At 44.4% G+C, this 24,905-nt stretch carries 25 protein-coding genes; 2 read left to right on the forward strand and 23 right to left on the reverse strand.

What is annotated here, in order from left to right:
* Positions 1–11: 11 nt before the first annotated feature.
* The 18 genes from mtnA to UF75_RS04215 form a co-directional block, all read right to left on the reverse strand.
* Positions 12–1,049, reverse strand: a complete 1,038-nt coding sequence (mtnA, locus tag UF75_RS04135; protein ID WP_045573392.1) for an S-methyl-5-thioribose-1-phosphate isomerase — start codon at positions 1,047–1,049, stop codon at positions 12–14.
* Between the two features lie 14 nt (positions 1,050–1,063).
* Complete coding sequence (gene mtnP, locus UF75_RS04140; RefSeq protein WP_045573338.1) at positions 1,064–1,834, reverse strand: S-methyl-5'-thioadenosine phosphorylase; 771 nt, start codon at positions 1,832–1,834, stop codon at positions 1,064–1,066.
* Positions 1,835–1,845: 11 nt separating this feature from the next.
* On the reverse strand, positions 1,846–2,778 hold the full coding sequence (gene ftsY, locus UF75_RS04145; protein WP_045573339.1) for a signal recognition particle-docking protein FtsY: 933 nt from the start codon (positions 2,776–2,778) through the stop codon (positions 1,846–1,848).
* 258 nt (positions 2,779–3,036) lie between these two features.
* Entirely contained in the window at positions 3,037–6,633 is a 3,597-nt protein-coding gene (smc, locus tag UF75_RS04150) for a chromosome segregation protein SMC (RefSeq protein WP_045573340.1), read from the reverse strand.
* Positions 6,626–7,411 (reverse strand): ribonuclease III, encoded by a 786-nt coding sequence (gene rnc / locus UF75_RS04155; protein WP_045573341.1) that lies wholly within the window; start codon positions 7,409–7,411, stop codon positions 6,626–6,628. Before rnc ends, smc begins: the two co-directional genes overlap by 8 nt.
* Positions 7,412–7,430: 19 nt before the next feature.
* Complete coding sequence (gene fabF / locus UF75_RS04160) at positions 7,431–8,642, reverse strand: beta-ketoacyl-ACP synthase II (RefSeq protein WP_045573393.1); 1,212 nt, start codon at positions 8,640–8,642, stop codon at positions 7,431–7,433.
* 23 nt (positions 8,643–8,665) lie between these two features.
* Positions 8,666–9,625: a nitronate monooxygenase gene (locus UF75_RS04165; protein ID WP_045573342.1), complete on the reverse strand. Its 960-nt coding sequence runs from the start codon at positions 9,623–9,625 to the stop codon at positions 8,666–8,668.
* Positions 9,626–9,781: 156 nt separating this feature from the next.
* Positions 9,782–10,009, reverse strand: a complete 228-nt coding sequence (gene acpP / locus UF75_RS04170; RefSeq protein ID WP_045573343.1) for an acyl carrier protein — start codon at positions 10,007–10,009, stop codon at positions 9,782–9,784.
* 38 nt (positions 10,010–10,047) lie between these two features.
* Positions 10,048–10,791, reverse strand: coding sequence for a 3-oxoacyl-[acyl-carrier-protein] reductase (gene fabG / locus UF75_RS04175; RefSeq protein ID WP_045573344.1), 744 nt, complete (start codon positions 10,789–10,791; stop codon positions 10,048–10,050).
* A 1-nt stretch (position 10,792) separates the two neighbouring features.
* Complete coding sequence (gene fabD, locus UF75_RS04180; protein ID WP_045573345.1) at positions 10,793–11,731, reverse strand: ACP S-malonyltransferase; 939 nt, start codon at positions 11,729–11,731, stop codon at positions 10,793–10,795.
* A gap of 3 nt (positions 11,732–11,734) precedes the next feature.
* Positions 11,735–12,691 carry an enoyl-[acyl-carrier-protein] reductase FabK gene (gene fabK / locus UF75_RS04185; RefSeq protein WP_045573346.1) on the reverse strand — a complete coding sequence of 319 codons (957 nt, stop codon included), beginning with the start codon at positions 12,689–12,691 and terminating at the stop codon, positions 11,735–11,737.
* Positions 12,684–13,688, reverse strand: a complete 1,005-nt coding sequence (locus UF75_RS04190; protein ID WP_045573347.1) for a beta-ketoacyl-ACP synthase III — start codon at positions 13,686–13,688, stop codon at positions 12,684–12,686. Before UF75_RS04190 ends, fabK begins: the two co-directional genes overlap by 8 nt.
* Positions 13,689–13,724: 36 nt before the next feature.
* Positions 13,725–14,708 (reverse strand): phosphate acyltransferase PlsX, encoded by a 984-nt coding sequence (plsX, locus tag UF75_RS04195; protein ID WP_045573394.1) that lies wholly within the window; start codon positions 14,706–14,708, stop codon positions 13,725–13,727.
* 28 nt (positions 14,709–14,736) lie between these two features.
* Positions 14,737–15,294: a transcription factor FapR gene (fapR, locus tag UF75_RS04200; protein ID WP_045573395.1), complete on the reverse strand. Its 558-nt coding sequence runs from the start codon at positions 15,292–15,294 to the stop codon at positions 14,737–14,739.
* 391 nt (positions 15,295–15,685) lie between these two features.
* Positions 15,686–15,865, reverse strand: coding sequence for a 50S ribosomal protein L32 (gene rpmF / locus UF75_RS26825; protein WP_082075005.1), 180 nt, complete (start codon positions 15,863–15,865; stop codon positions 15,686–15,688).
* Positions 15,866–15,897: 32 nt separating this feature from the next.
* Positions 15,898–16,431, reverse strand: coding sequence for a DUF177 domain-containing protein (locus UF75_RS04205; protein WP_242860106.1), 534 nt, complete (start codon positions 16,429–16,431; stop codon positions 15,898–15,900).
* A gap of 71 nt (positions 16,432–16,502) precedes the next feature.
* Complete coding sequence (locus UF75_RS04210) at positions 16,503–17,699, reverse strand: acetate kinase (RefSeq protein WP_045573349.1); 1,197 nt, start codon at positions 17,697–17,699, stop codon at positions 16,503–16,505.
* 171 nt (positions 17,700–17,870) lie between these two features.
* Positions 17,871–18,635, reverse strand: coding sequence for a patatin-like phospholipase family protein (locus tag UF75_RS04215; RefSeq protein ID WP_045573350.1), 765 nt, complete (start codon positions 18,633–18,635; stop codon positions 17,871–17,873).
* 86 nt (positions 18,636–18,721) lie between these two features.
* Here UF75_RS04215 and ylbJ point away from each other — a divergent pair, with 86 nt between their 5' ends.
* On the forward strand, positions 18,722–19,873 hold the full coding sequence (gene ylbJ / locus UF75_RS04220) for a sporulation integral membrane protein YlbJ (RefSeq protein ID WP_045573351.1): 1,152 nt from the start codon (positions 18,722–18,724) through the stop codon (positions 19,871–19,873).
* 54 nt (positions 19,874–19,927) lie between these two features.
* Here ylbJ and UF75_RS04225 read toward each other — a convergent pair whose 3' ends face one another.
* The 3 genes from UF75_RS04225 to UF75_RS30675 all read right to left on the reverse strand — a co-directional run bounded on the left by UF75_RS04225 (position 19,928) and on the right by UF75_RS30675 (position 21,308).
* Positions 19,928–20,422 (reverse strand): ATPase, encoded by a 495-nt coding sequence (locus UF75_RS04225; protein WP_045573352.1) that lies wholly within the window; start codon positions 20,420–20,422, stop codon positions 19,928–19,930.
* Positions 20,423–20,440: 18 nt separating this feature from the next.
* Entirely contained in the window at positions 20,441–20,995 is a 555-nt protein-coding gene (gene rsmD, locus UF75_RS04230) for a 16S rRNA (guanine(966)-N(2))-methyltransferase RsmD (protein ID WP_045573353.1), read from the reverse strand.
* A 184-nt stretch (positions 20,996–21,179) separates the two neighbouring features.
* Positions 21,180–21,308 carry a hypothetical protein gene (locus tag UF75_RS30675; RefSeq protein ID WP_282433768.1) on the reverse strand — a complete coding sequence of 43 codons (129 nt, stop codon included), beginning with the start codon at positions 21,306–21,308 and terminating at the stop codon, positions 21,180–21,182.
* A 92-nt stretch (positions 21,309–21,400) separates the two neighbouring features.
* Here UF75_RS30675 and gpr point away from each other — a divergent pair, with 92 nt between their 5' ends.
* Positions 21,401–22,387, forward strand: coding sequence for a GPR endopeptidase (gpr, locus tag UF75_RS04235; RefSeq protein ID WP_045573396.1), 987 nt, complete (start codon positions 21,401–21,403; stop codon positions 22,385–22,387).
* 117 nt (positions 22,388–22,504) lie between these two features.
* On the opposite strand, the gene UF75_RS04240 is transcribed toward gpr, so the two are convergent.
* Positions 22,505–22,633, reverse strand: a complete 129-nt coding sequence (locus UF75_RS04240) for a small, acid-soluble spore protein, alpha/beta type (RefSeq protein ID WP_156146211.1) — start codon at positions 22,631–22,633, stop codon at positions 22,505–22,507.
* Positions 22,634–22,786: 153 nt separating this feature from the next.
* A complete protein-coding gene (locus UF75_RS04245; protein WP_045573354.1) occupies positions 22,787–24,898 on the reverse strand; it encodes an ATP-dependent helicase in 2,112 nt (703 codons plus the stop codon).
* Positions 24,899–24,905 lie beyond the last annotated feature (7 nt).

Here is a 24,905-nt window from a genome sequence, read left to right on the forward strand (position 1 = left end):
GCTCCATCTCCTTAAGGACGCACCATTAATTTCAAAAGATTGACTGAATAAGGGGCAACGACAATCCCTTTTTCCGTAATGATCCCTGTGATATATTTTGCGGGTGTGACATCAAATGCCGGATTATAGACATTGACCTCCCCAGGTGCAACGGCTACCCCACAAAACTCTTGAATTTCTTTAGCTGGTCTTTGTTCTATAGGGATTTCTTGACCTGTGGCCACTTTTAAATCGATGGTTGAAGTGGGAGCAGCTACATAAAAAGGAATGCCATGAGCTTGCGCCAAAACGGCTACGGAATAAGTTCCAATTTTATTCGCCGTGTCACCATTCGCTGCGATTCGATCTGCGCCTACAATTACGAGGTCAACTTTACCCTGCTGCATTAAGTAGCCTGCCATATTATCCGCAATTAACGTTACCGGGATTTTGTCTCTATGAAGCTCTAAAGCAGTTAAACGTGCCCCTTGCATATAGGGTCGTGTTTCATCCGCATAGACATGGATCTCCTTACCGGCTTCATAAGCCTTTCGAACTACGCCCAAGGCAGTTCCATATTCTACCGTAGCTAAAGCTCCTGCATTACAGTGGGTCAATATATTCGCCTTCTCAGGAACAATCTCATTGCCATATTCTCCAATTAGGCGATTCATTCGACGATCATCTTCGGCAATACGATGTGCTTCCTCAAGTAAAAGTCGCCGCACTTCATCCAAATCTTCGATATCCCAGCATTCACGCAATCGATCTTCCATACGCCGTAGTGCCCAAAACAAGTTAACAGCCGTCGGCCGGGTGGCGGCTAGTCTAGCTTGTACAACGTCCATATAACTTGATAAATCAGCTTTGCTTCCTTTGTACTCAAACGCTCCTAACGCAAATCCATAAGCTGCTGCTGCCCCGATGGCGGGCGCACCGCGCACTTCCATCCGTTCAATGGCCTCAGCCACGCTCTCATAGGACGTAGCGTCTCGATAGACAAGTTCTACTGGAAGCTTGGACTGATCTAATATTCGTAACGCATTACCTATCCACTCTATAGATTTCAATGTCCCACCGCCTTTCAAAATTTCCCAACTTCAACATTCGCCGAGACACATAGACAATCCTGACTAGAAGACCAACGTTCAACGGTTGCTTGAATGAGTTGTGCAACCTTGTTTTCTAAGTTCTTAATGCTCTCCATCACTTCAGTATGGCTCAATCGATGAGAAGCGATTCCAGCCGCTTCGTTGGTCACCATCCCGATGGAAGCATAACACATTCCAAGTTCACGTGCCAGAACTACTTCTGGAACACTTGTCATTCCAACAACATCCGCCCCAAGGAGTTGAAACATTCGAATTTCTGCCGGAGTTTCAAACCGTGGGCCTTCTGTACAAACATAACACGCCCCATTCTTAACTGCAAACCCAAGTTGTTTTGAAGCCTTTATAATTACCTGCCGAACCGCGGAACAATAGGGTTCCGTCATATCGACATGGAGTACACCTTGTTGCCCGCCTTCATAGAAGGTTAGAGGACGACTTTTAGTAAAATCAAGAAACTGGTCGAAAAGGACCAATTCGCCCAGGCGATAATCCTTAGATAGAGAACCGACCGCTGCAGTTGCTAGAATTTTTCGTACACCAAGTTCATGAAGGGCCCAAATATTTGCCCTGTAATTCACGAGGTGGGGAGGAATGACATGATCACGGCCATGTCGGCTCATGAAAACTAGTTCACGATTGGCAAGTTTGCCGACCATGGGTTCTACCGGTCCATAGGGAGTTTCCACTCGAATAATGCGCTGTTCAGTCAGCGCAAAGTGATCAAGCCCGGTTCCACCAATCAGTGCATAATTTATCAGAGCACTTCCTCCTCAGGGCGCCCGAAGAGTGCCTCCGCGAAATCGCAGGGAACAAACGGACGCAAATCATCCATTCCTTCACCAATTCCAATGAATTTTACTGGAATTCTAGTCTCACCTTGAATTCCCAGCACAACTCCCCCTTTGGCAGTACCATCCAACTTAGTCAAGACGATTCCAGTCACCCCGGCCACTTCTTGAAAGAGTTTTGCTTGTTGAAGAGCATTTTGTCCCGTAGTTGCATCTAACACAAGTAATACCTCATGAGGTGCCCCTGGAATTTCACGCTCAATCACTCGCTTAACCTTTCTCAATTCTTCCATTAGGTTTACTTTATTATGGAGGCGACCAGCGGTATCCACAATAACAACATCTATATTTCGTGACTTAGCAGCCTGAACTGCATCATAGGCAACTGCAGCAGGATCTGCTCCTTCCCGCTGTTTAATCACCTCAACCCCGCATCGCTCTCCCCAAATTTCAAGTTGGTCAATAGCTGCAGCCCTAAAAGTATCCCCTGCAGCCATCATAACCCGTTTGCCATCCTTTTTAAACTGATTTGCTAGCTTACCAATCGTCGTAGTTTTACCCACGCCATTGACCCCAACTACGAGAATAATACTTGGACCTTGTTGAGCAAAATTAAGGTGAACTTCTTCCCCCAATAACTCCGCGATTAATTCTTGTAAGATCTGGGTCAGCTCACTTGGCTCAGAAACTTTGCGCAGTTTAACTTCTTTGCGTAACCGTTCGACTAATTCGAAGGAAGTGTTGACCCCGACATCAGATCGGATCAACACTTCTTCCAATTCTTCAAATAATTCTTCATCTATTTTCTTGCGACCTGTAAAAACCTGCTCAACTTTATCTACGAAATTTTGGCGAGTTTTCGTAAGGCCAGCTTTAAGTTGAGAAAAAAATCCTGCCATGGTTTCCCTTCCTCTCATGGGTCACTGTCAAAATCATTTTATCATAATTAGCGGTCTGTCTCAAACCATTTACTAGGAAGCCGTCCGATTTTGGAAACTTACTTCAGGTAGAGTTCTAAACTTCATCTGAAGTTTAGCTGATCTTATCCAGTGGCTTATGCTGTTGGCCAAGCGGTTAAGTCATCGTATAAAATAAGTAAGAGAAGCGGGGCTGATATCTCCACTTCTCTTACTCATTTCTGTAACCTCTTTCTCTACTTAGGCCGATTCGTTCTGATCCGTTCGTTCGTCAAGTCGCACAGAGAGCAATTTAGAAACCCCTGATTCCTCCATTGTTATCCCATATAAAATATCCGCTGATTCCATCGTCCCTTTGCGATGAGAGATGACGATAAATTGGGTGGAATGGGATAAACGATGAATGTATTCTGCAAAACGCTGAACGTTTGCATCATCCAAAGAGGCTTCGATCTCATCAAGTAGACAAAATGGGCTGGGTTTTACGCGCAGCAGTGCAAAAAGCAAGGCGATGGCTGTCAGTGCCCGTTCTCCTCCTGATAATAAGGAGAGTAGTTGCTGTTTTTTGCCAGGTGGCTGGACGATAATCTCTACGCCCGTCTCTAATAAATGCTCAGGATCCACTAAACAAAGTTCTGCACTTCCCCCTTTAAATAGTTCTTTAAAGACGTCCTTAAAGGCTTGGTTCACCGCCTCGAAACTTTCTGCAAAACGTTCGATCATGATCTTATCTAATTCTGCAATGAGCTGGCGTAAGGTTTGGTTGGCCTCAATTAAATCTTCTTGTTGACTTAACATAAACTCATGCCGACTTAGCATCTTGGGGTACGTTTCTATAGCCGCTTGGTTAATAGGGCCTAGAGCTTTGATCTGTTGTTTGATCTCTTGAATTCTTTGCCCAATGGTCGATCGTTCTTCCACTGGTTTATAGGGCAAAGCCTCTTCCCAGGATAGAGCAAATTCCTCAGTTAAGCGAGTAAGTCCCGTTTGCCACTCCGTCTCCCATCGTGCAACGCGCAGTTCATTGGCATGAAGACGTTGCTCAAGCGTATGAACTTCCTCTCGTTTTTTCTGAATATCCGCTTCCCATTCAAGGACGCGAACTGCTAAAACTTCACGTTCTTGCCGCTTCTGCATCAACCGAAATTGTAAATCAGCTTGGGATTGACTTTGAACTTCCAACTGATTTACAAAAGTAGCCTTTTCTTCTTCAACCCCAGAACGAGCTATTTGAACATCTTCAAGACTTTGGAGTTTGAGTTTAAGACCAGACTCTTGATCTTGAAACACCAAATGTTCCTGCTCCAGCGCCTCCAAACACTGGGATAATTCTTGTTCCCATTTTGCGAGCTGGATTTTTTCTAGAGTTAATTGCTCTCCGACAGCCTCCAACGACTCAGCCGCTGTCTTTGCTTCTTGCTCCCGACTATGAAGTTCCTCGCGCAATACGATCGATTTTTTTTCAGCAGCTGCAAGACGATCTTTTATCCCCTCCAGAGCCAAAGACCGTTCTGTCTTCTGTTCCATAGCCTCTAAGTAGCGATAGGCTGCAACCTGTACGTCTTCTGTAAAGCGTCCAATCTGAATCGCCATGCTTTCGAGCTGCGTCCTATGCATCACGAGATGCTCCTGTTTTTCATGTTGTTCTAGGGTAATCTGCTCAAGCTCTGTTTGAAGCCTATGTTGATTTTTCTCAATTTCCGCTCGCTCTTGTTCCTTTTGGGATCGTTCTGTTTTCAGGCGCTTAAGGGCTTCACGCAATGAGTCAATTTCGCGAGAGCGCCCGAGCAAATTTCCTCCTTTGCGTTGGACACTCCCTCCGCTTAATGAGCCTCCAGGGTGAACTTGATCCCCTTCTAAGGTCACAATCCTTAGCTTATAACCTGAAAAACGTGCCACTCTTGTCGCAGCGTCCATATCTCTAACCACGGCAATTCGCCCCAGAAGAGAAGCAATCGCGGGCCGATATTTCTCTTCGAAATCAATTAATTCGAGGGCTATACCCACAAAACCAGGATCTTTTTGCACTGAGGGAAGAACTGACATCTGAGTCCCTTGGATAACATCGAGTGGAAGAAAGGTAGCTCTCCCCAATTGACGCGACTTTAAATAGTGGATCGCTCCTTTAGCTGCCTGTTCGCTCTCCGCAATCACATTTTGTAATCCTGCACCCAAGGCAGTTTCCAAGGCTAGTTCATAATCTTCTTCAACCTTGATTAGTTCAGCAACGGTTCCACACAATCCCACACCTTCGGGGATTCCCTTTTTCTTAGCCTGCATCACCTCGCGGACCCCACGTTGATACCCTTCCAGATTATCCTCTAAGGCCTGAAGCGCATGGAGACGAGCCTTCGTCTGATCCTCTTGGTTTATGAGCTTCTGTAGACCAAGATGTTTTTCTCTCAGGAGTTCTTTGAACTTCTCGGATTCACCAACTAAACGAACCCGTTCCACTTCAGTTATCCTCTGAGCCCGTTCAATCTCTTTCTGTTCCTTCTCCTGAGCCATTTGCTTATCCTGTAGCAGTTCGAGTTCTGTTTCTTTTTGAAGCCGCTCTTGCCCCAGTTGCCCCACTTGTTGTTCTAACGACAAAAGCGTGTGTTGGGTTCCGGTTAATTCATTTGAACAGTGGGATTGTGCCGCAAGAGCATCGAATAAGTCTGCTTTAATATGTTCAATCTGCTTGGCTCCATTATTTTTGCGTGCTTCAGATAATATCTGTTCCTGGAGCTTGACGTTTTGTTGAGCTTTCCCAACCGTATGCTTTAAGACAATCTGTTTAGCTTCAAGGGTATTAATCCGTTCATGCACACCTTGAAGCCGCTCTTCGTCGACTATCTGCTCGCGTGCCAAGCGGGTAATTTGTTCATCAAAATATCCAGTGCGTTCGATCCGTAGGTTCAATTCATGGTTTAAGGCATTGATGGCTTGCTCTGCTTGGAATGCCTCATTTTGCTGGCACTGGATCGTTTCATCCATATGTTTCAGGTTAACCTTATCTTCGAGATTTAGGCCTTCCTTACGCGCCAATGATGCTTGAGCAGACACCAATTCTGCTTGTAACGTCTCAGAGTTCGATTCTCCAGCAGATAACTTTTCCTTTACCTCTGTGACGTCTAATACGACAGCCTGAATTTCCAGTTCTCTCTGTTCTTCAGCGAGAGCTAGGCTTTGTTCGGCCACTTGGGCTTGGGCAGCCAGAGGAGTCAACTGTTCCTCAATTTCTTGTACAATATCTTCAAGCCGTTGAAGGTTCAGAACCGTATCATCAAGACGCTTTAAAGCTTCACGCTTTCGAAAACGGAACTTAGTAATTCCCGCCGCCTCTTCAATCAGTGATCGCCGTTCTTCTGATTTTAGGTTTAGTATTTCCTCAACCCGCCCCTGCCCAATGATCGAAAATCCTTCTTTTCCAGCTCCTGTATCCATAAAAAGTTCTTGAATATCTTTAAGTCGCGAAAGCGCTTTATTAATGAGATATTGGGATTCACCGTCGCGATAAGCCCGCCTTGTTATCGTTACTTCCCTAAAGTCCAATGGAAAAATGCCAGTTGAGTTATCAAAAATCAAGGAAACTTCTGCCATTCCGACCGGGCGACGTTGTGTACTTCCTGAAAAAATAACGTCTTCCATTTTTGCTCCTCGAAGGCTCTTAGCACTTTGTTCCCCTAAGACCCAGCGAACAGCATCTGCGACATTACTCTTACCGCTTCCGTTCGGACCTACAATGACGCTTAATCCTTGGCCTAATTCCAGTTTTACACGATCGGCGAACGACTTAAATCCCTGAATATGAATTCCCTTCAAGAAGATTGGGAAATTCTCAGGTTCAGTCATCGTTTTCACTCCCCCAAAGGTCTAGTACCTGTTGAGCAGCATGTTGCTCAGCTTCTTTTTTTGTACGACCCATCCCTTTCCCTAATAAATCCCCTCCGATAAAAACACCCGCTGTAAAGCACTTATTGTGATCAGGGCCTTCTTCCGCCAAAATCTGATAGTTGACTTCTTTTTCTTCGCGTTGTGCTTTTTCCTGGAGCACAGTTTTATAGTCCCCATAATTTCCTTTGGCGACTTCATCAATCGACGGTTTGAGCAACTCCAGAATAACCCTACGGGCTTCCAGAAGCCCATATTGCAAATAAATAGCTCCAATTACTGCTTCCCAGGCATCGGCCAGGATAGAAGGCCGTTCCCGACCACCCGATACTAGTTCCCCTTTACCCAATAATAGCTCTTGTCCCAACTCGATTTCATACGCCTTACGCGCTAAGGTTGTTTCATTCACAACAGCGGCTCGCATCTTCGTAAGTTCTCCCTCTGGGCGATCCGGGTAACTCAGATATAGGTACTCAGCAATCACAAAGTCCAAAATCGCATCCCCTAAAAATTCAAGCCGCTGATTATTTTCTTTTCCGAATTGCGGATTTTCAAAGACATACGAAGGATGGGTCAAGGCTGTGACAAACAATCGATTAGGAGGGGTTCCTAATTCTAATCGTTTTGCCAGCCTAACTCCAGGCTCCAATTTAAGGGAAGATAAGGCGTATTTCTTTCGCCCTGATCTTCCCTCTGTTTTAATAGTGTTTGAAGTCGCGCTGAGTCTCTTTTCGACCATAATGTTGATCTCCTTACCTTTAGGCAAATTTCTTCAACACGATTGTAGCATTATGTCCACCAAAACCTAGAGAATTGGACATCGCCACATTGACAGATTGTTTTCGTGCAACATTAGGAACATAGTCCAGATCACATTCCGGATCAGGTTCTCCATAATTAATAGTGGGGGGGATCGAACCCCGCTCGATGGCCAGTGCGCAAATAATCGCCTCAATAGCACCTGCCGCCCCCATCAAGTGTCCTGTCATAGATTTGGTCGAACTAATGGCTAACTTCTCGGCATGACCACCAAACAAGCTCTTAATGGCTTCGGTTTCCGACTGATCATTGGGACCCGTACCCGTTCCATGCGCATTAATATAATCAACGTCTTCAACATTTACCTCTGCGTCATTTAAAGCTAGTCGCATCGAACGAATGGCACCCGCTCCACCAGGGGCTGGGGTTGTAATATGATGGGCATCCGAAGTGCTCCCATAACCCGCTAGTTCCGCATAAATATGGGCACCGCGGGCTTCGGCATGTTCCAAGGATTCTAAAACCAGAACCCCAGCTCCTTCCCCCATTACAAATCCACTGCGACGTTTATCAAAAGGTCGGCACGCCTGCTCAGGGTGTTCCTTCTCGGTTGACATCGCTTTCATCGAGCAAAAACCGGCAAACGCTAAATTGGTAATCGGCGCCTCGGTACCCCCACATAAGACAATATCAGCTTCGCCACGTTGAATGATACGCAGTGCTTCCCCAATCGCATTCGTTGCTGAAGCACAAGCTGTAACCACCGTGATACTCGAACCTTGAAAGCCAAAAGCAATCGATAAATTCCCGGCAGCCATATTACTAATTAACATGGGAACAAAAAGTGCGCTAATTCGTTTGCTCCCTTTATTCATGAGCACTTCTTTTTGTTCCTCAAAGGAGGTTACGCCGCCGATTCCACACCCTATTACCGTTCCAACACGTTCTTTGTCAACCTTATCTAAATTCAATCCGGAATCTTGCAACGCCAATTTAGCTGCAGCCAAGGCAAATTGACTGAAGCGGTCCATGCGGCGACTTTCCTTTTTATCAGCATAGTCTGTTGGCTCAAAATTCTTAATCTCTGCGGCAACTTTTGTAGGGAGATCGGTTACATCAAAACGTGTCACCAATCCGACCCCAGACTTTCCCTCGATTAAATTATTCCAAAATTCATCAAGCAGACTTCCTACGGGAGTAATAACTCCCATCCCTGTAATCACTGCACGGTGTTTCACACCGACTCCTCCTTCACGCCAAGTATTCCCTTTTTAATATCTTCAAAAATCTGATGTACGGATAAAACTTCCTTAATCTTAGCGACATTTGCCCCTGAAAAAATTAGGCCCTCTTGAACATCACCCGTCTGAGCCTTAATTAAGCGGCTCATAATACAAAAGTTCCCCTCACACTGTTTGAGGCAACCCATGCACTTTGTCGGCTTGAGGTCAACCTTTTCGTCAAGAGCCTTGGTAAAGGGATTTCGAATTCCTCGTCCCGGCAGCCCGACCGGACTATGAACTATCACGATATCCTCATCAGTGGCTTTTAACATTTCTGTTTTCCAAGCAAGTGCTGCACCACTTTCTTCGCTAAGTGCAAACCGTGTTCCCATTTGCACTCCATTGGCACCCATTTTCAACATCTCGGCGACCCCTTGGCCATCAATGACGCCCCCAGCAGCAATGACAGGAATACTGACAGCAGCGATAACCTCGGGTAAAATATCGTGAATAGAACGATCTGTTCCTAAATGTCCGCCAGCTTCCACCCCTTCTACAATAACGGCAGCCGCACCCAGCTTTTCAGATAGTTTAGCAAGTTTGGCTGAAGACACAATGGGTACTACCGGTATGCCCTTTTCCTTTCCCCAGGTAAACATATCCCTTGAAAATCCAGCTCCCGAAACTAAAAGATCAATCTTTTCGTCAAAAGCAGCATGCACCAATTGAGCAAACTCACGGACAGCAAACATAATGTTGACTCCGATAATTCCCGTCGTCCGCCTTCGTGCTTCACGAATTTCAGTTCTAAGTTCCTCAACAGACAAACCGCTACCAGCAATGATTCCGATTCCTCCCTCTTCTGCTACAGCAGCAGCGAGAGGGGCCATAGATATCCTGACAGCCATTCCCCCTTGGATTACAGGGATTTTGGCTACTAAATTTGCAATACGCAGTACCGGTATTTTCACAATTTTTCCTCCCACTTAGAGATCAACCCTTCTCAAGTCGTCAAAACAACTACCCTAGAGAATCTATTTAAATTTCTCTTAATCTCAAAAATAGATCAGAGAAAAAAGCTTCTTAAAAGAAAGTCCCGCATTTGAATACGGGACCTTTCTGTGTGGTTATTTGTTTTCCGTGATGTAGTTGACTGCATCTCCAACTGTCCGAATCTTTTCCGCTTCTTCATCCGGAATATCCAAGTCGAATGCCTCTTCTAGAGCCATAATCAATTCAACGATATCCAAAGAATCTGCATTTAGCTCTTCAAAGGAGGTTTCCGGGGTAATAGTTCCTTCATCTACCCCAAGTTGTTCGACGACGATGGCTTTCACTTTATCGAAAACTCCCATGCTGCTTCTTCACCTCCTCTCAAAACTTAGATTAAACCTTACATTTCCATACCCCCATCGACACATAAAGTCTGTCCAGTTATGTAGGACGCCTCTGGGGACACAAGGAACCGAACCACTTTGGCAACGTCTCCAGGATTTCCTATGCGACCAAGTGGAATTCCACGCAAAACCTCATTTTGCGTCCCTTCTGGTAATGTTTCCGTCATATCTGTGAAAATATACCCAGGCGCGACTGCATTCACTCGGATCCCACGAGAAGCAAATTCCTTAGCAATGGATTTGGTAAATCCAATCAGACCCGCTTTGGCGGCTGCATAATTGGCTTGTCCCGCGTTCCCTGATAGACCTACGACAGAGGAAATATTCACGATAACCCCCGATCGTTGCTTGAGCATCCCTTTACTGACCGCCTTGGTACAAAGGTAAGTCCCTTTGAGATTGGTGGCCATAACCGAGTCCCAGTCCGCCTCTTTCATGCGCAGCAACAGCGAATCTCGTGTAATACCTGCATTGTTGACGAGTATGTCAATCTTCCCGAAATGCTCTAACGTTGTTTTTAACAACCGATCAACATCTGCTGCTTGGCTCACATCTGCTTGAACGACCAAACCTATTCCACCTGTTTCTTTAATCAAAGCTAGAGTTTCCTCTGCTTTATTGGAACGGCCAGCATAATTGACGACCACCTTTACCCCTGCGGCTGCCAACTCTAAAGCTATGGCGCGCCCAATACCACGTCCACTCCCTGTGACAATGGCTACGCTATCTTTCAGCACCATTTTAACGACTCTCCTTCAAATATGCAAGTGACATTTCTAAGGACGCTTGATCCTCAATCCTGAGGAGCTTGGCCTCGGGGACAATTTTTTTGAGTAAACCTGTTAAGACTTTGCCAGGTCCACACTCGATAAACGTATCAACTCCTAAGTCTCGAAGATGACGAACAGATTGCTCCCATAAGACTGCACTACTAACTTGTTCTACCAACGTGCTAATAGTCCGTGCGGAAGAAAGAACTTCCGCGCCGTCAATGTTGGCCACAACCGGACAACGTGGGGGTTGCCAAGACACTTTTTCTAAGACCAAGCGCAGAGCTGCTCCTACCCCTTCCATCAAACGGGAGTGAAAAGGGCCGCTCACGGGTAACGGAATAGCCCGTTTTGCTCCCAATCCCTTGGCAACCTCTATAGCATAGGTTACGGCCCCTTTGTCCCCGGAGATAACCACTTGTCCTGCGCAGTTATAATTTGCTGGTGCCACAACCCCGTGACTTGAGGCAATTCGGCAAGCTTCTTCCACTTGTTCCGAAGAAAGGCCCAGGATTGCAGCCATTCCTCCCTCACCCTTTGGATCCGCGGCTTGCATGAGTTCACCACGAATTCTCACAACGCGTAAGGCCTCAGCTAAATTAAGACTGCCCGCCGCAACATGAGCCGAATACTCTCCCAAACTGTGCCCAGCCACAAAATCAGGTTCTATCCCCACATCTCGAAGTTGCTGCCAGGCCACAACACTAACGAGAAGTATCGCGGGTTGTGTATTGATCGTCTGTTGGAGTACGTCTTCCGGACCCTGTTCCATTAAGGAGATAAACTCATTTCCTAATACTTCGCGCGCCGTTTCCAGAGCTTTACTACCGCTGGGAGTCAGAAAAAGTTCTTTTCCCATTCCGATATATTGTGATCCTTGTCCTGGAAAAATACAGGCTAGTTTACCCAATTATCAGGCCCTCCCATCTCCGAACCGCGCTGAAAGACGCTTGTATTCCCGTTCAGCAGATTGCATGATGTCTTGAATGATCTGGGCAGCAGGTTCAATACGTTGAACCGCTCCAGCGACTTGACCCGCCATAATCGACCCATTCTCGATATCTCCCTCGACCATAGCTAAGCGTAATTTTCCGACTCCCAGTTTTTCCAGATCCGCAGCCGGCATTCCTTCCCGTTCATATTGATCCATTGCACGGGTAAAGCGGTTATCTAAGCAACGCACTGGATGACCTGTTGAACGTCCGGTAATGACTGTAGCCCGATCTTTAGCTTTGATGATTTTCTCTTTAATAAGAGGGGAAATAGTACATTCCTCCGCGCACATAAAGCGGGTCCCCATTTGGACTCCTTCGGCGCCGAGAGCCAGAGCCGCCACTAAACCACGCCCATCCACAATTCCCCCTGCAGCAATGACCGGAATCTTCACAGCATCCACAACTTGGGGTACTAGGGGAAAGGTACCTATTTCTCCAATATGTCCACCCGATTCCATTCCTTCGGCGATGAGGGCGTCAACCCCCGCCCTTTCAAGACGTTTGGCCAAAGCAACCGAAGCAACCACAGGGATCACCTTTGTGCCAACTTCTTTAAGCATGGGTACGTATTTGCCTGGATTCCCCGCCCCCGTAGTAATTACCGGGACACGCTCCTCTAAGATAACCTGCATAACATCATCGACAAACGGAGACATGAGCATGACATTGACCCCATACGGTTTTTTCGTGATAGCTTTCACCTTTCGAATTTCCTCACGCAACCAATCAGCGGGAGCCTGCCCAGAGCCGATAATCCCTAATCCTCCGCTTTCGGAGACAGCGGCGACCAATTCCCCAGTCGAAGTCCAAGCCATTCCTCCTTGAAAAATTGGGTACTCAATTTTGATAAGTTCACAGATCCTAGTCTTAATCATTTTTTATGCCTACTTTCGTCCATTTCAAAACACACGCTCCCCAAGTCAATCCTGTTCCGAACCCGACCATAACAATAATATCCCCTTCTGAAATGAGACCTGCTTGAAAAGCCTCATCCAAGGCCACTGGAATGGACGCGGCTGACATATTGCCATATTTATCTAAATTAATCACCACTTTGTCCGGAGAAATTTTCAATCTCTTTACCGCAGCATCAACGATCCGTATATTAGCTTGATGGGGGATCAGTAAATCGATATCTTCTTTTATTAACCCGGCCTTCTCAAGAACCTTAAGCGAAACATCCCCCATGATCCGTACCGCAAATTTAAAGACTTCTTTGCCCTCCATCTGAAGGGTATGCAGATTTTTCTCCACGGTTTCCGAACTGGCTGGACACTTCGACCCCCCCGCCGGTTGGCTAAGTAATGAGCCACCTGAACCATCTGAGCCTAATTCGAAACTCAAAAAGCCAAAGCCTTCTTCGACTTGCTGCAAAACCGCAGCCCCACCACCATCACCAAAAAGAACACAGGTTGAACGATCTTTCCAGTTAAGGATTTTACTCAACGTTTCTCCGCCAATGACCAACACCGTTTTGTACGTTCCTGAGGCGATAAATTGGCTGCCTGTTGCCACAGCATAGATAAACCCTGTGCATCCCGCTTCCAAATCAAAGGCCGCTGCTTTTTTGGCCCCTAAACGATCAGCAACTAGGCAAGCTGTTGCCGGGAACGCATAATCAGGTGTTATCGTGGCAACGATGATCAAATCTACGTCTTCAGGGGCGATCCGAGCATCCTCTAAGGCCCGCAAGCCTGCTTGGTAACATAGTTCTGACACAGGCATGTCCTTTGGGGCGATATGACGCTGTTTAATCCCTGTCCGAGATACGATCCATTCATCCTTTGTATCCACAAATTGTTCTAAATCCAAATTGGTTACAACATTTTCTGGAACGTATGACCCTATACCCACAATTCCCACATTACGCATCGATCGCAGTCCTCTTTTCTTAATACTAAACCAGGTTTACTTTGGGAGATCTTCCCGAATCTGTTTAATCAAACCCACTTGCACACACTCTCTTGCAACACGGATGGCATTTGAAATTGCTTTCGCTTTTGAACTTCCATGACAGATGATGCTAATTCCATCCACTCCAAGGAGTGGGGCTCCACCATATTCAGCATAATCCATCATTTGAGCAATCTCTTTTAAGCCCGGTTTTACAGCGAGTGCTCCAATTTTTCGAACCAGATTTGAAGTAATCTTTTCTTTTATCTGCTCAAATAATACCCCGGCCAGCCCTTCTAAGGTCTTAAGTAAGATATTCCCAGCAAAACCGTCGCAGATCACTACATCAGCGCGTCCATAGGGAACATCTCGTCCTTCAACGTTACCCATAAAATTCAACGCACTAGCTTTTAATAAAGGGTAAGCCTTCTGGGTCAGTTCATTTCCTTTTCCTTCTTCGCTCCCTACGTTCAATAACCCCACGCGTGGATTGGCAATTCCTAAAATTTTCTTGGCATATATGCTCCCCATTAAAGCAAATTGACAAAGTTGCTCCGGAGTAGCGTCCATATTTGCCCCCACATCGAGAATAAGTTTACCCCCTTCTGGAGTCGGCAGGACCGTAGCTATGGCAGGACGTTCTATGCCCTTGATCCTCCCCAAGCCCAAAAGTGCAGCAGCCATTTGGGCACCAGTACTTCCAGCACTAACGACGGCATCCGCATCCCCTTGCTTGACTAATTTAGTCGCAACTACAATCGAGGAATCCTTCTTTTTACGGACCGCATTAGCCGGATGTTCGTCCATCTCTATAACTTCAGACGCTCCATAAATCATAATATTCCTCAGTTTCGAGTCCTTAAGGAAGGGTTGAATCCGTTCTTCCTGCCCTACTAAAATTAGCTGTACATTTGGATTTGCTTCTGCTGCCATGAGAGTGCCTTTAATTATCTCCTCTGGGGCGTGATCACCACCCATTGCATCCACAGCGATTTTCATCGTTCCATCTCCTTTTCCCGTACACCCCTTAATCATTCAGTGCAAAAAGAATCCAATTCCCGCGGAGTACTTCCTCTGAATTTACGTTTACCGTTACTTGAACCCAATATTTATTCAGTTGTCGTTTAACAACGGTTCCTTTCGCAATAACCACTTCACCCAACTGTACGGGTCTGATAAATTTCAACTCGACACTTCCCGTCAGGGCCATTGGAGCATCCACTAAAGCAATGGCAAGAGAATTTGCTTGGGCAAATAAATAATGGCCCCGAGCAACTCTGGCTTTTGTCAAAACCATGCTCTCATCAATGACTAGTCTTGAACAGGCTCTCTCTCCAATAATAAGTTCGAGCAACTCTCCGATTAGTTCCTGGTCATCTAACGATTTTAAGGTTGAATACGCTTCTTGAGCTACGGCCCGAGTTCGTTCTCGGAGCTCAGGAATCCCAAGTTCACTACGATCTAAACGAATGGTTGAGACACTCACCTTAAACCGTTCAGAAAGCTCCTCGTCCGTAAAAAACGGATGCTTAGAGAGAGCTTCTCCTAAAACTTTACGGCGTTCTTCTTTATGATAACGCCCCATTTCTATCACCGTTTCTCACCTTGCATTACTTCTTTCGTTCTTGCTCAATTATCCGATGACTATAACGTAGTTCGTAGATTTTTAATCTGACATTCGAACATCGAATCTCAAACTTCGAACATCGATTTATGACCTGGTCACAATTATAGACTATCTTTAAAGACTTATCAAGAAATAACCCTGTCGAAAGCAGTTGGAATCTAAAGAAAACTTGGCTGCCGCCCGACGACACTGTCTTCGCACGTGTTAGCTTAGCGGAGAAGCCTTGCGAAGGCGGCCGCCTTAGTTGCCCTTATGCTTCCAGAAAGTATATAACGAAGTTATACTTTCTGACTAGTATAAAAAAACAAGGAACTCTCATACAAAGAGTTCCTTGTTTTTTAGCGTAGCTTTATGCTTCAACAGTAATAACTGCCTTGGAATTATAAAACCCACAACTTGGGCATATATAATGAGGCATTTTTGGCTGATGGCATTGGGGGCATTTGATGTGGTTCGGTGCAGTTAGTTTCCACATAGCCCGACGTTTACGCACTCTTGATTTAGACTGTCGATGTTGCGGAACACCCATAGTTACACCCCCTTTATGTTTACGGAAATTAATCAGTTATTGGATTGCCACTTTGCCAGTGCCGCTAACCGGGGATCCACGACACCTTCCCCACAATGACATGGGGTTAGATTTCGATTTGCGCCACAGGTTGGGCATAGTCCCTGACACTTTGCTGAACATATAAACTTCATGGGTAAAGCTACCACAATTTGTTCAAGAATTCGATCCGTAATATCAATCTCATCTTTGTCCAAAAGGAGAGCTGTCTCAAGTTGATCGTCTGTTGCAAGCGCTCGAAAAACCCATTCGTCTTGGAAGGAGAGACTTAAGGGATAAACGAACGACTCCAGACAACGTCCACACATAACTTTAAGGTCAGTGTGAATAGTTCCATTAACGAGCATCGCTTTACTTGTGTTGTTTATCTGAAGTTGTACGCGTACGGGTGTTTGAAATGAGAGGGCTTCAATTCCCAAATCCAAGGAGGAGAAATCTTCCACTAAATCAAAATGGACACTTTCACCACTTCTATAACGAACTTGAGCGATGTTCACTTTCATATTACCACCCCAATACACATTCATTATTATAGTAGTCACATTTTTCTTTGTCAAGGAAAACCCTTTAACCTAGAGGCGCAATTCATGAATTGCACTTACTTGCTTATTAATTCATGGGTATCAAGTGCAATCATCAATTCTTCATTAGTTGGTATGACAAGAACCCGACAACGTGCATGAGGCTTTGATACATCCACTTCTTCACTTCGAACCTTATTCTTCTCACGGTCGATGCTCACGCCAAGATATTCCATGTTTTTACAAATTGCTTCACGCATGCTTGATGCGTTCTCCCCAACTCCCGCCGTGAATATTATGGCATCAACTCCACCCAATACTGCGGCATATGCACCAATATATTGCCTAACATCGTGTTCAAAAATATCCAAGGCAAGCCGTGCACGGATATTTCCTTGTTCAGCAGCTACTTCGATGTCTCTAAAATCGCTGCTGATCCCTGAAACCCCTAAAGCTCCACACTTAGTATTTAGAAAATCATTCATCTGATCGACGTTTAAGTTTTCTCGGCACATAATATAGGTTACGATAGCTGGATCTAAGGCTCCAGAGCGTGTTCCCATCATGAGTCCATCTAAGGGAGTAAAACCCATCGACGTATCGATCGATTTTCCACCTCGGATGGCAGAAATCGAGGCACCGTTACCTAAGTGACAACTAATAATCTTTAGCTCTTTCAGCGGCTTTTTAAGAAGTACAGCAGCTCGCTGACTCACATATTTATGAGAAGTTCCATGGAAACCATATTTTCGGATTCCATACTTCTTATAATATTCATAGGGTAATCCATAGATATAAGTATTTGGTTTCATGGATTGATGGAAGGCTGTATCAAAAACGGCTACTTGGGGAACACCAGGCATCATTTTCTGACAAGCTTTAATCCCTGCGATATTGGGAGGATTGTGAAGAGGTGCCAGCTCAATACAGTCCTTAAGGGCCTTCATAACGGCATCATTAATAATGACTGAATTAGCAAATTTCTCTCCCCCATGAACTACACGATGCCCGATTCCACAGATTTCCTTTAAATCCCCAATAGCACCGTATTCAGGAGATACTAAGGCTTCTAGTACGAGTTTGATAGCCACAGTATGATTAGGTATCTCCACCTTAATCACGTGTTTTTCTCCTGACCTGGTTCGATGGGTAAGCACCGACCCTTGAAGTCCTATGCGATCAACAAGTCCTTTACCTATAGCATTCTTGGTGGTCATATCAATCACTTGATACTTAAGTGAGGAACTACCACAATTTATAACTAGTATTTTCATTGTTATGCCCCTTTATGTTCCAATCTTTAGTTCAAATAAGTAGTGTAAAGAATTAATCATAGTGTTCCCTGAAAATTCAATTTGTCACTTCTTATTCTGCGCCATTTCTTTCCAATCTCTAATTAGGTTTCCTCAAAGAGTGTAGCACAAAATTGTTGGTTTTTTAACCCCTTACGCCATTATTCTTCTAATTTCAGAAGATTTCGCCAATGCTGCTGTCCGTCCAAGACGTATAGCTTCTTCAGCACGATCAAACTGAAAACTCCCAATATGTCCAACATCCGGTTGAATTAGCAAGTCTGCGCCATGGCAATGAGCCTGAAACACTTCCTCTTCGAGAATCTCGATGGACTGAAGTAAAATGTCCATAGCACTACTCAATTTGTTACACAGACCTCTTTTCACATCGATGGCTAAAATCTTCTCCGCTCCCATTTCTCGAGCAATATGTACTGGTAATCGATTTTTGACAGCGCCATCGACTAAAAGACGCCCCTGATAGCGATAGGGTTTAAAAAATCCGGGGATGGAAATACTCGCCCGAACTGCCTGTGCTACACTACCTTCACGAAACACGATCAACTCCCCGGATTCAAGGTCAGTTGCTACAATGGCTAACGGAATTTTTAGATCTGAAAAAAGCATATCTTTGGTTAAGAGTCGTAGGACTTCGAGAATCCGATCTCCCTTGATAAGTCCCTCTTTGGAAACGGCTGGATCAAGAATTTTCTTAGCAAAACCAGGGTAAGTCAACAGCCGTTCAATACGATAGAGATCCATTCCGGAACACAACAAAGCGCCGAATATAGCACCTGCACTACATCCGACCACAATATCCATATTGATCTTTTCTTCTTCAAGCACTTGTAGGATACCTAAGTGGGCTAAACCCCGAGCGCCTCCCGCTCCTAAAACGAGTCCTCTTTTTGGATTCATTGTTAGTTTCCTCCTTACCAAGACTTCTAGGGCCTGGCATACTTCCATATAAATTATGAAAGAAGGTGAAGGAAGGTGATATTTCTTTGACTAACGTTGTCCGCGTCTTTGCCTTAAGTCTCCTTGCCCTCGGAATGTTTATGTATCCACAGGAAGTACTTAACTCAGCTAACGGAGGATTGACCTTATGGTGGCGTTTTGTCCTCCCTGCTTTGCTCCCCTTTTTTATTCTCTCCGAACTTCTTATGGCTTCAGGGTTTGTTCATTTTCTCGGTGTTCTTCTAGAGTCGATCATGCGTCCAGTATTCTGTCTTCCCGGTAAAGCAGCTTTTGTCGTGGCCATGGGCTATACATCAGGGTTTCCAATGGGGGCTGTACTAACCGCTCGCCTCCGTAAAGAGGGAGAAATTTCACGTGAAGAGGGAGAACGCCTTTTAGCTTTTACTAATAACCCCAGCCCAGGCTTTATGTTCGGTGCGGTTGCCTCAGGAATGTTAGGTAAACCAGCACTTGGTTTACTCTTAGCCTGCTCAGTTTACCTCGCAAATTTGATCATTGGTTTCGTCTATCGTTTTTACCGTGTAACTTCTAGACCCCAGCAAAGCCTGCAATATCCTTCTTTCAAGCGAGCTTGGAACGAAATGAAAAATGCCCAGCTTAGAGACAAGCGCACTTTCGGTCAGGTCCTTGGGGATGCCGTTAAACAAAGTACTAACACTGTGCTTATGGTAGCCGGTTTTATGGCCTTTTTCTCAGTAATCCTGCGGCTCTTAAACCTCTGGCATATTACCTTGTTTTTAGCGACCCTTAGCCATAGTGTAATACCAATCCTTCAGATTCCCGTTTTTTACGCCCTTTTCAATGGCCTTTTTGAAATGACCTTAGGCTGCCAGGAAGCAATCCGAGCTCTTTCCGCCCTCCACCAACAAGTTGCACTTCTGGCCTTACTAATGGGCTGGGGGGGACTGTCTGTATTTGCACAAGTCGCCGGATTAATTAGTGGAACCGATTTGCGCTTCTCTTCGTTTGTCATTGCCCGGGCACTTCAAGCCTTCATCGCCATGGGTCTGAGCCAGCTTTTCCTCTGGGTTGCGAAAGTACCCACCTCGACTCTTCCTCTCCAAGCTTCAGCCTCATCCGTCTTGGTTTGGAATACTTGGCATTTAAGCTCTCTCGTCTTTATCGGGATGATGGGTACCCTATTAATCCTTGCTTTAAGCCGAGTCCGTGATTCGTGAACGCCAAGCCTTGGCGAAGGCGGTCAGTATAAAAAAGGGTGAGCTTAACTCACCCTACTCTTTTTCAGACAGAGCAGTTTTTCGGTCCCTGTCTTCCTTCCCTAGACCCTTTAGTTCTTCCCTATTTTTACGCAGAGCCTGAAGCGTCTGGAAGAGACTTTGTTCAACATGTTGAAGCATTTCATCTGCATATTGAACAGCACCCGTCTTCACATCTCGAGCAAATGTTTGTGCCTGTTTAACGATATCTTCTCCATAGCTCTGAGCTTGTTTAACTACCTCATTTTCTATTGCCATCTTATCGACGTATGTTTTTCCACGCTCTAAAAGTTTTTGTGCTTCTGCTTCTGCCTCATCTAAAATACGTTGTCGCTCTTTTAAAACCCATTTGGCATTGGTTAGCTCTTCTGGTAAGGCCGCTCTTACTCGATCGAGCAGCTCAAAGATAACAGAGTCATCGACTAAAACTTTTCCTGTCATAGGAATCTTGGTCCCATGATCTACAATCTCTTCCACTTCATTAAGTAAATTTAAAACATCATTTTCCACTTATATCCTTCCCCTCTTTCAAACGTCCACTCTCTGTAGATACCATATTTTTGTGTCGCCATACTCTCGTGTTTTGCGGATTTCGAATGGATAAATAGTATTATTACTCAGTTCCTCATCGTTAGCTGTTTCAGCAACGATTACACCGTCTGGGGTCAAATAAGAATATTCCTTTAAGGTCAGTAGAACCTGAAGAACTAGCTCCTTTCGATAAGGGGGATCCAAAAAAATAAGGTCGAAAACTTCATTAGGGTAGCTGCGAATATATTTAAAGGCGTCCATCAAAAGAAGGTTGGTCTTTTGGCTTACACCCGTTCTTTCGAGGTTTTTAAGGATAACCTGATGAGCATCAAAACTCTTCTCTATCAACACAGCTTCTCGAGAACCTCGCGAAAGCGCCTCGATCGCTAAATTACCAGTCCCAGCAAAAAGGTCTAATACTCGGGCACCTAAGACTTTGTCCCCTAAAACACTAAATATTGCACCCTTTACTTTGTCCGAGGTCGGGCGCGTTTGCATTCCTTCCACCGCCTTAAGTTGTCGGCCACGCATCTCACCCGCGATAATTCTCATAAATCCCTCCATACTGTATTATAGCAGAGCTCATTAAGCTTTACAGCCTCATCAAAAAATGGATTTACCAACGCTGCAATTCCTCCGCCTTTTTATGTAATAGTATACCATAGGAAATACCTAAATTTCCTGTATATCCTTGCAGTTTTTGTTACATACTAAAGTTGGCAAACGATGAACATTACTAATCATTGATTGCCCTTCCCCCATCCAACTCTTCCTTTGTTTTTCCTCTCTGTTCACTGGAGCTTAATCGCCCCAGTGACTTTTTTAGAAGCCAAGAAAATTTGGCTGACGCCAAGCGCCGGGTCATGACTCGAACAAGGATGTTAGAGCTAAGAGCATCGCTATAATTTCCATAGGATGGTTATTGTTTTTGCAAATGTATTTAAAGGAGCAAATAAAATGAAGAAATCAGACCTCTATAAACAACTTAATGTCCAACTGGATTTAGCAGTTGAAGCTCATCAGCTTCTCCGTGGAGAAAGTGGGGAAGAAATACCAGGTGTACGCATGGATGAACAGCAACTCGAATATGCCAAAGTTACTATTATTACAGTAGAAACTGATGAAGGGGTTACTGCAATTGGTAAGCCTATAGGACATTATATCACCATTGATGCCCCGGAAATACGAACAAATAATTATATAATCCATGAAAACATCACCCATGTTCTTGCGGATAGACTCATTGAACTCATGGAACTCAAGGAAGATGCTAGCATTTTAATCGTGGGTTTAGGTAACTGGAATGCTACACCTGATGCTTTAGGGCCCCAAGTGATTGACAAAACAATGGTTACTCGTCATCTTTTTCAACTATCTCCCGATGAATTGCAAGGACAAATGAGAAAGATCAGTGCCATAGCTCCTGGAGTATTAGGCATCACTGGAATCGAAACCGCCGAAATCATCCGAGGTCTTGTGGAACATGTCAAGCCTGATTTAGTGATTGCCATTGATGCCCTTGCAGCAGGCTCTCTAGAGCGGATTGGAACAAGCATACAACTTGCCGACACTGGAATTCACCCTGGTTCAGGTGTAGGGAACCGTCGGGCTGGCATTACCGAAGAAACGTTAGGATGCAAAGTGATAGCCATCGGTCTACCGACAGTTGTTAATGCCGCTGTAATTGCTCATGACGTGGTTGAAGGGGTTTTTAAGGAATTTGTAACTAGCCCCAAGTTATACCAACTATACAAAGGCATAAAACCCGAAACATTTAGTCAAATCATCGATGATGTCCTTTCTCCTTTCCAAGGAAATCTTATGGTAACCCCTAAAGAAATTGATTCTCTCATTAAAACTGTGGCTAAAATTATTGCCGGCGCTTTGGCTATCAGCCTGCATCCAGGCATAGACCGTGAAGACTACGAGCGTTACTTACAATAGAACCCTTCGTTCTTACAGCTCATTCTTCTTGCGAAACCTCCTCAGCTAATATAATAAGTAAGTAAAGAAAGAATTAAGGAAAGGGTCAGGCTAATATACCTGACCCTTTCTTCCGAGTTATTGTTGTGGGGAATTGGGAAAACTTTTGTGTTTACGATTTGCAATCCCAATCTCCTGAGCAACTTCATACTTGAATTTCTCTAATTGGGGTGTGAGTTGGACCATCGGTTTGCTTGGATTAGCCAATGCTTACACCTCCTTAGATTTAATGATAAGGACAGCAGGCCTGCTTCGCTGCTGTCAGATGATTGATTCGCTTTAGCCTGATTATAGTATTCGACCATTTTATCAAGAAAATACTCGGCAATTCCTCCCAAAATTCTAGCACTTTGAATCTCTCTATTTAACTTTAAGAAGCTTTTGCTTTTCGCAAATATCCTTCATCAACATTCGTTCAGACCCACTTTTAAAGAGGATGATCAAAAAATTATTCTGAACTTTTTTAATGACTCCCTCTCCAAAGGTCTGATGGATAACGACCAGCCCTTCCCCCCAAGGATTAACGAGCTTAAGTTCTCTGGGGTTTTTCCCTTTAAGCAATAATTGTACTTCTTTGACAAATTGAGATACTATTGCAGTTTGCATCTGATACTTTTTCATCGTACAAAGAGTTAAGTGTTTTTCTGCCCTAGTCATAGCCACGTAAAAAAGACGTCTTTCCTCTTCGATCTCCTCCGTCTTATTGCTTTCCACCTTCTCTACAGCCCCATAATCCGGAATAATTCCTTGGATCAGATCTACAACATACACCTTTTCCCATTCAAGACCTTTTGCTGAATGAATTGTCGAAAGGGTTACAGCATTGGTACCTTTATTGTGAAAGGAAGTATTAATTTTCTCTTCAAGATGATTCAAGCGTTTTGCAAATTTGAGTATTGTAGATTCTCTATCCGCAATGGTTTCCAGAAGATTAAGCATAATAGTGAGGTGTTCTTTAGAAAACCCTAAGTCCTTGCAAATTCGTTCAATTACTTTATTGTATCCCAGCTCATTTCGGATGTAGCGAATGGCATCCCCTGGGGGAAGTTTATTCAGATTATAGAATTGCTCCTTCAGAGCAAGATAGTCCAATTTTTGACTCTTCCCGTCCAATTGTTCAGACAATAAATCAAAGATAGAACGTTCAATTCTAAGACTATTAAGATAGTCTATTTGAGTTTTACTAATTGGAAGCTTTACTTTAGTCCTTATCTTCTCAAGAATCGCTACGCTCTTATCACTCTTATCACTGAAAGAAAAGCGCAGAAAGTTCAATATATCACTTACCACCCAATGATTAAAAAATCGTTCCTTAGCAGAATCTCGAATATAGAATGCAACTCCACCCCGTTCCAGTTCATCAGCCAAAGCAATCACCGAGAGGTTGTTGCGATAGAGAACAGCGCTTTTCGATAGTTGAGCATTATCCTTCAGTTCTCTACGAATAAATTCGTATTGCTCTTTGTCGTTATTAAATATCTTGACCTGAACAGTATCACCCGTAGTGTTTTCCGTAACCATCTCTTTATCATACCGCATTTGATTAAGACGAATAAAATCCCGGCTAATTGTCACAATCTCAGGGGTAGAACGAAAATTACGCTCGAGTCGCAAAATCTCCGCTGGCTCATATACCTTATTAAATTCCAGTAAGTATCTAGGTTCAGACGCTCTAAAGCCAAAGATACTTTGGTCGTCATCTCCCACCACAAAGAGGTTACTATTTGGTTGAGCAATTAATTCAATAATTTTATGTTGAATTAACGAAGTATCTTGGCTTTCATCCGTCAAAATATAGTTAAAGCGTTTTTGATATATTGCGAGAAGTTGTGGATCTTTAATTAGGGTAGTATACGCAATCGAAAGCATATCATCATAGTCCAGTAATTGAGGCTGATGCATAAGCTTGAATTTTTCATAATCCTTATAGAGAGTTACAAAGTTTTTAATCGACACATTTTCCATCTTTTCTGGAGTGATCATAGCATTTTTCACATAGCAAATCGCGTTTTGTAACTCTTCCAATGATTCATTCGTAAGAGTTGAATGATTAATCTGTTCATGCAACCGGCGAAGAACTCCTGTTTTACTTTCTGTTCCAACTTGATTCTCTATAATCTGGTAGCCCTGCCTCTGCTGACCATAGGCAGCCCGTACTACTTCGAAAGCATAACTATGTATTGTAGAAAAGTGAATATTCCCATTCATTTTTTGACCAAAGTGTTTTATAAAGCGCTCCTTCATTTCTTTGGCTGCTGCGCGACCAAAGGTTAAACACAGGATGGTTTCTGGTTCTATATGTTTTACAAAAACAAGATAAGCCAACCTCAATATTAGCACAGTTGTTTTTCCGGCACCCGGCACAGCTAAAAGCAAGAGTGGCCCCTTACCATGTACAACAGCTCTCCATTGAGCCTTCGTTAAATTAAAACCTTTTTCCCTTATCCAGGCAAGAAACTGTTGATCATCCATTGTTGAC

Origin of the sequence: Desulfosporosinus sp. I2 (genome assembly GCF_000960765.1) — a bacterium.
Taxonomy (GTDB): Bacteria; Bacillota; Desulfitobacteriia; order Desulfitobacteriales; family Desulfitobacteriaceae; genus Desulfosporosinus.

Bases quoted from the DNA above. Each gene is read 5' to 3' on its own strand.
- plsX (WP_045573394.1), bottom strand. From the start codon at position 14,708: ATGAAAATCGCTGTGGATGCAATGGGTGGTGATCACGCCCCAGAGGAG.
- acpP (WP_045573343.1), bottom strand. From the start codon at position 10,009: ATGGGAGTTTTCGATAAAGTGAAAGCCATCGTCGTCGAACAACTTGGG.
- UF75_RS04190 (WP_045573347.1), bottom strand. From the start codon at position 13,688: ATGCGTAATGTGGGAATTGTGGGTATAGGGTCATACGTTCCAGAAAAT.
- smc (WP_045573340.1), bottom strand. From the start codon at position 6,633: ATGACTGAACCTGAGAATTTCCCAATCTTCTTGAAGGGAATTCATATT.
- UF75_RS30675 (WP_282433768.1), bottom strand. From the start codon at position 21,308: ATGACCCGGCGCTTGGCGTCAGCCAAATTTTCTTGGCTTCTAAAAAAG.
- rpmF (WP_082075005.1), bottom strand. From the start codon at position 15,865: ATGGGTGTTCCGCAACATCGACAGTCTAAATCAAGAGTGCGTAAACGT.
- fabK (WP_045573346.1), bottom strand. From the start codon at position 12,691: ATGATTAAGACTAGGATCTGTGAACTTATCAAAATTGAGTACCCAATT.
- UF75_RS04245 (WP_045573354.1), bottom strand. From the start codon at position 24,898: ATGGATGATCAACAGTTTCTTGCCTGGATAAGGGAAAAAGGTTTTAAT.
- rsmD (WP_045573353.1), bottom strand. From the start codon at position 20,995: ATGAGAATTATCGCGGGTGAGATGCGTGGCCGACAACTTAAGGCGGTG.
- UF75_RS04210 (WP_045573349.1), bottom strand. From the start codon at position 17,699: ATGAAAATACTAGTTATAAATTGTGGTAGTTCCTCACTTAAGTATCAA.
- rnc (WP_045573341.1), bottom strand. From the start codon at position 7,411: ATGGTCGAAAAGAGACTCAGCGCGACTTCAAACACTATTAAAACAGAG.
- fabF (WP_045573393.1), bottom strand. From the start codon at position 8,642: ATGGGAGTTATTACTCCCGTAGGAAGTCTGCTTGATGAATTTTGGAAT.
- fabG (WP_045573344.1), bottom strand. From the start codon at position 10,791: ATGGTGCTGAAAGATAGCGTAGCCATTGTCACAGGGAGTGGACGTGGT.
- gpr (WP_045573396.1), top strand. From the start codon at position 21,401: ATGAAGAAATCAGACCTCTATAAACAACTTAATGTCCAACTGGATTTA.
- UF75_RS04205 (WP_242860106.1), bottom strand. From the start codon at position 16,431: ATGAATGTGTATTGGGGTGGTAATATGAAAGTGAACATCGCTCAAGTT.
- ftsY (WP_045573339.1), bottom strand. From the start codon at position 2,778: ATGGCAGGATTTTTTTCTCAACTTAAAGCTGGCCTTACGAAAACTCGC.
- fapR (WP_045573395.1), bottom strand. From the start codon at position 15,294: ATGGGGCGTTATCATAAAGAAGAACGCCGTAAAGTTTTAGGAGAAGCT.
- UF75_RS04215 (WP_045573350.1), bottom strand. From the start codon at position 18,635: ATGAATCCAAAAAGAGGACTCGTTTTAGGAGCGGGAGGCGCTCGGGGT.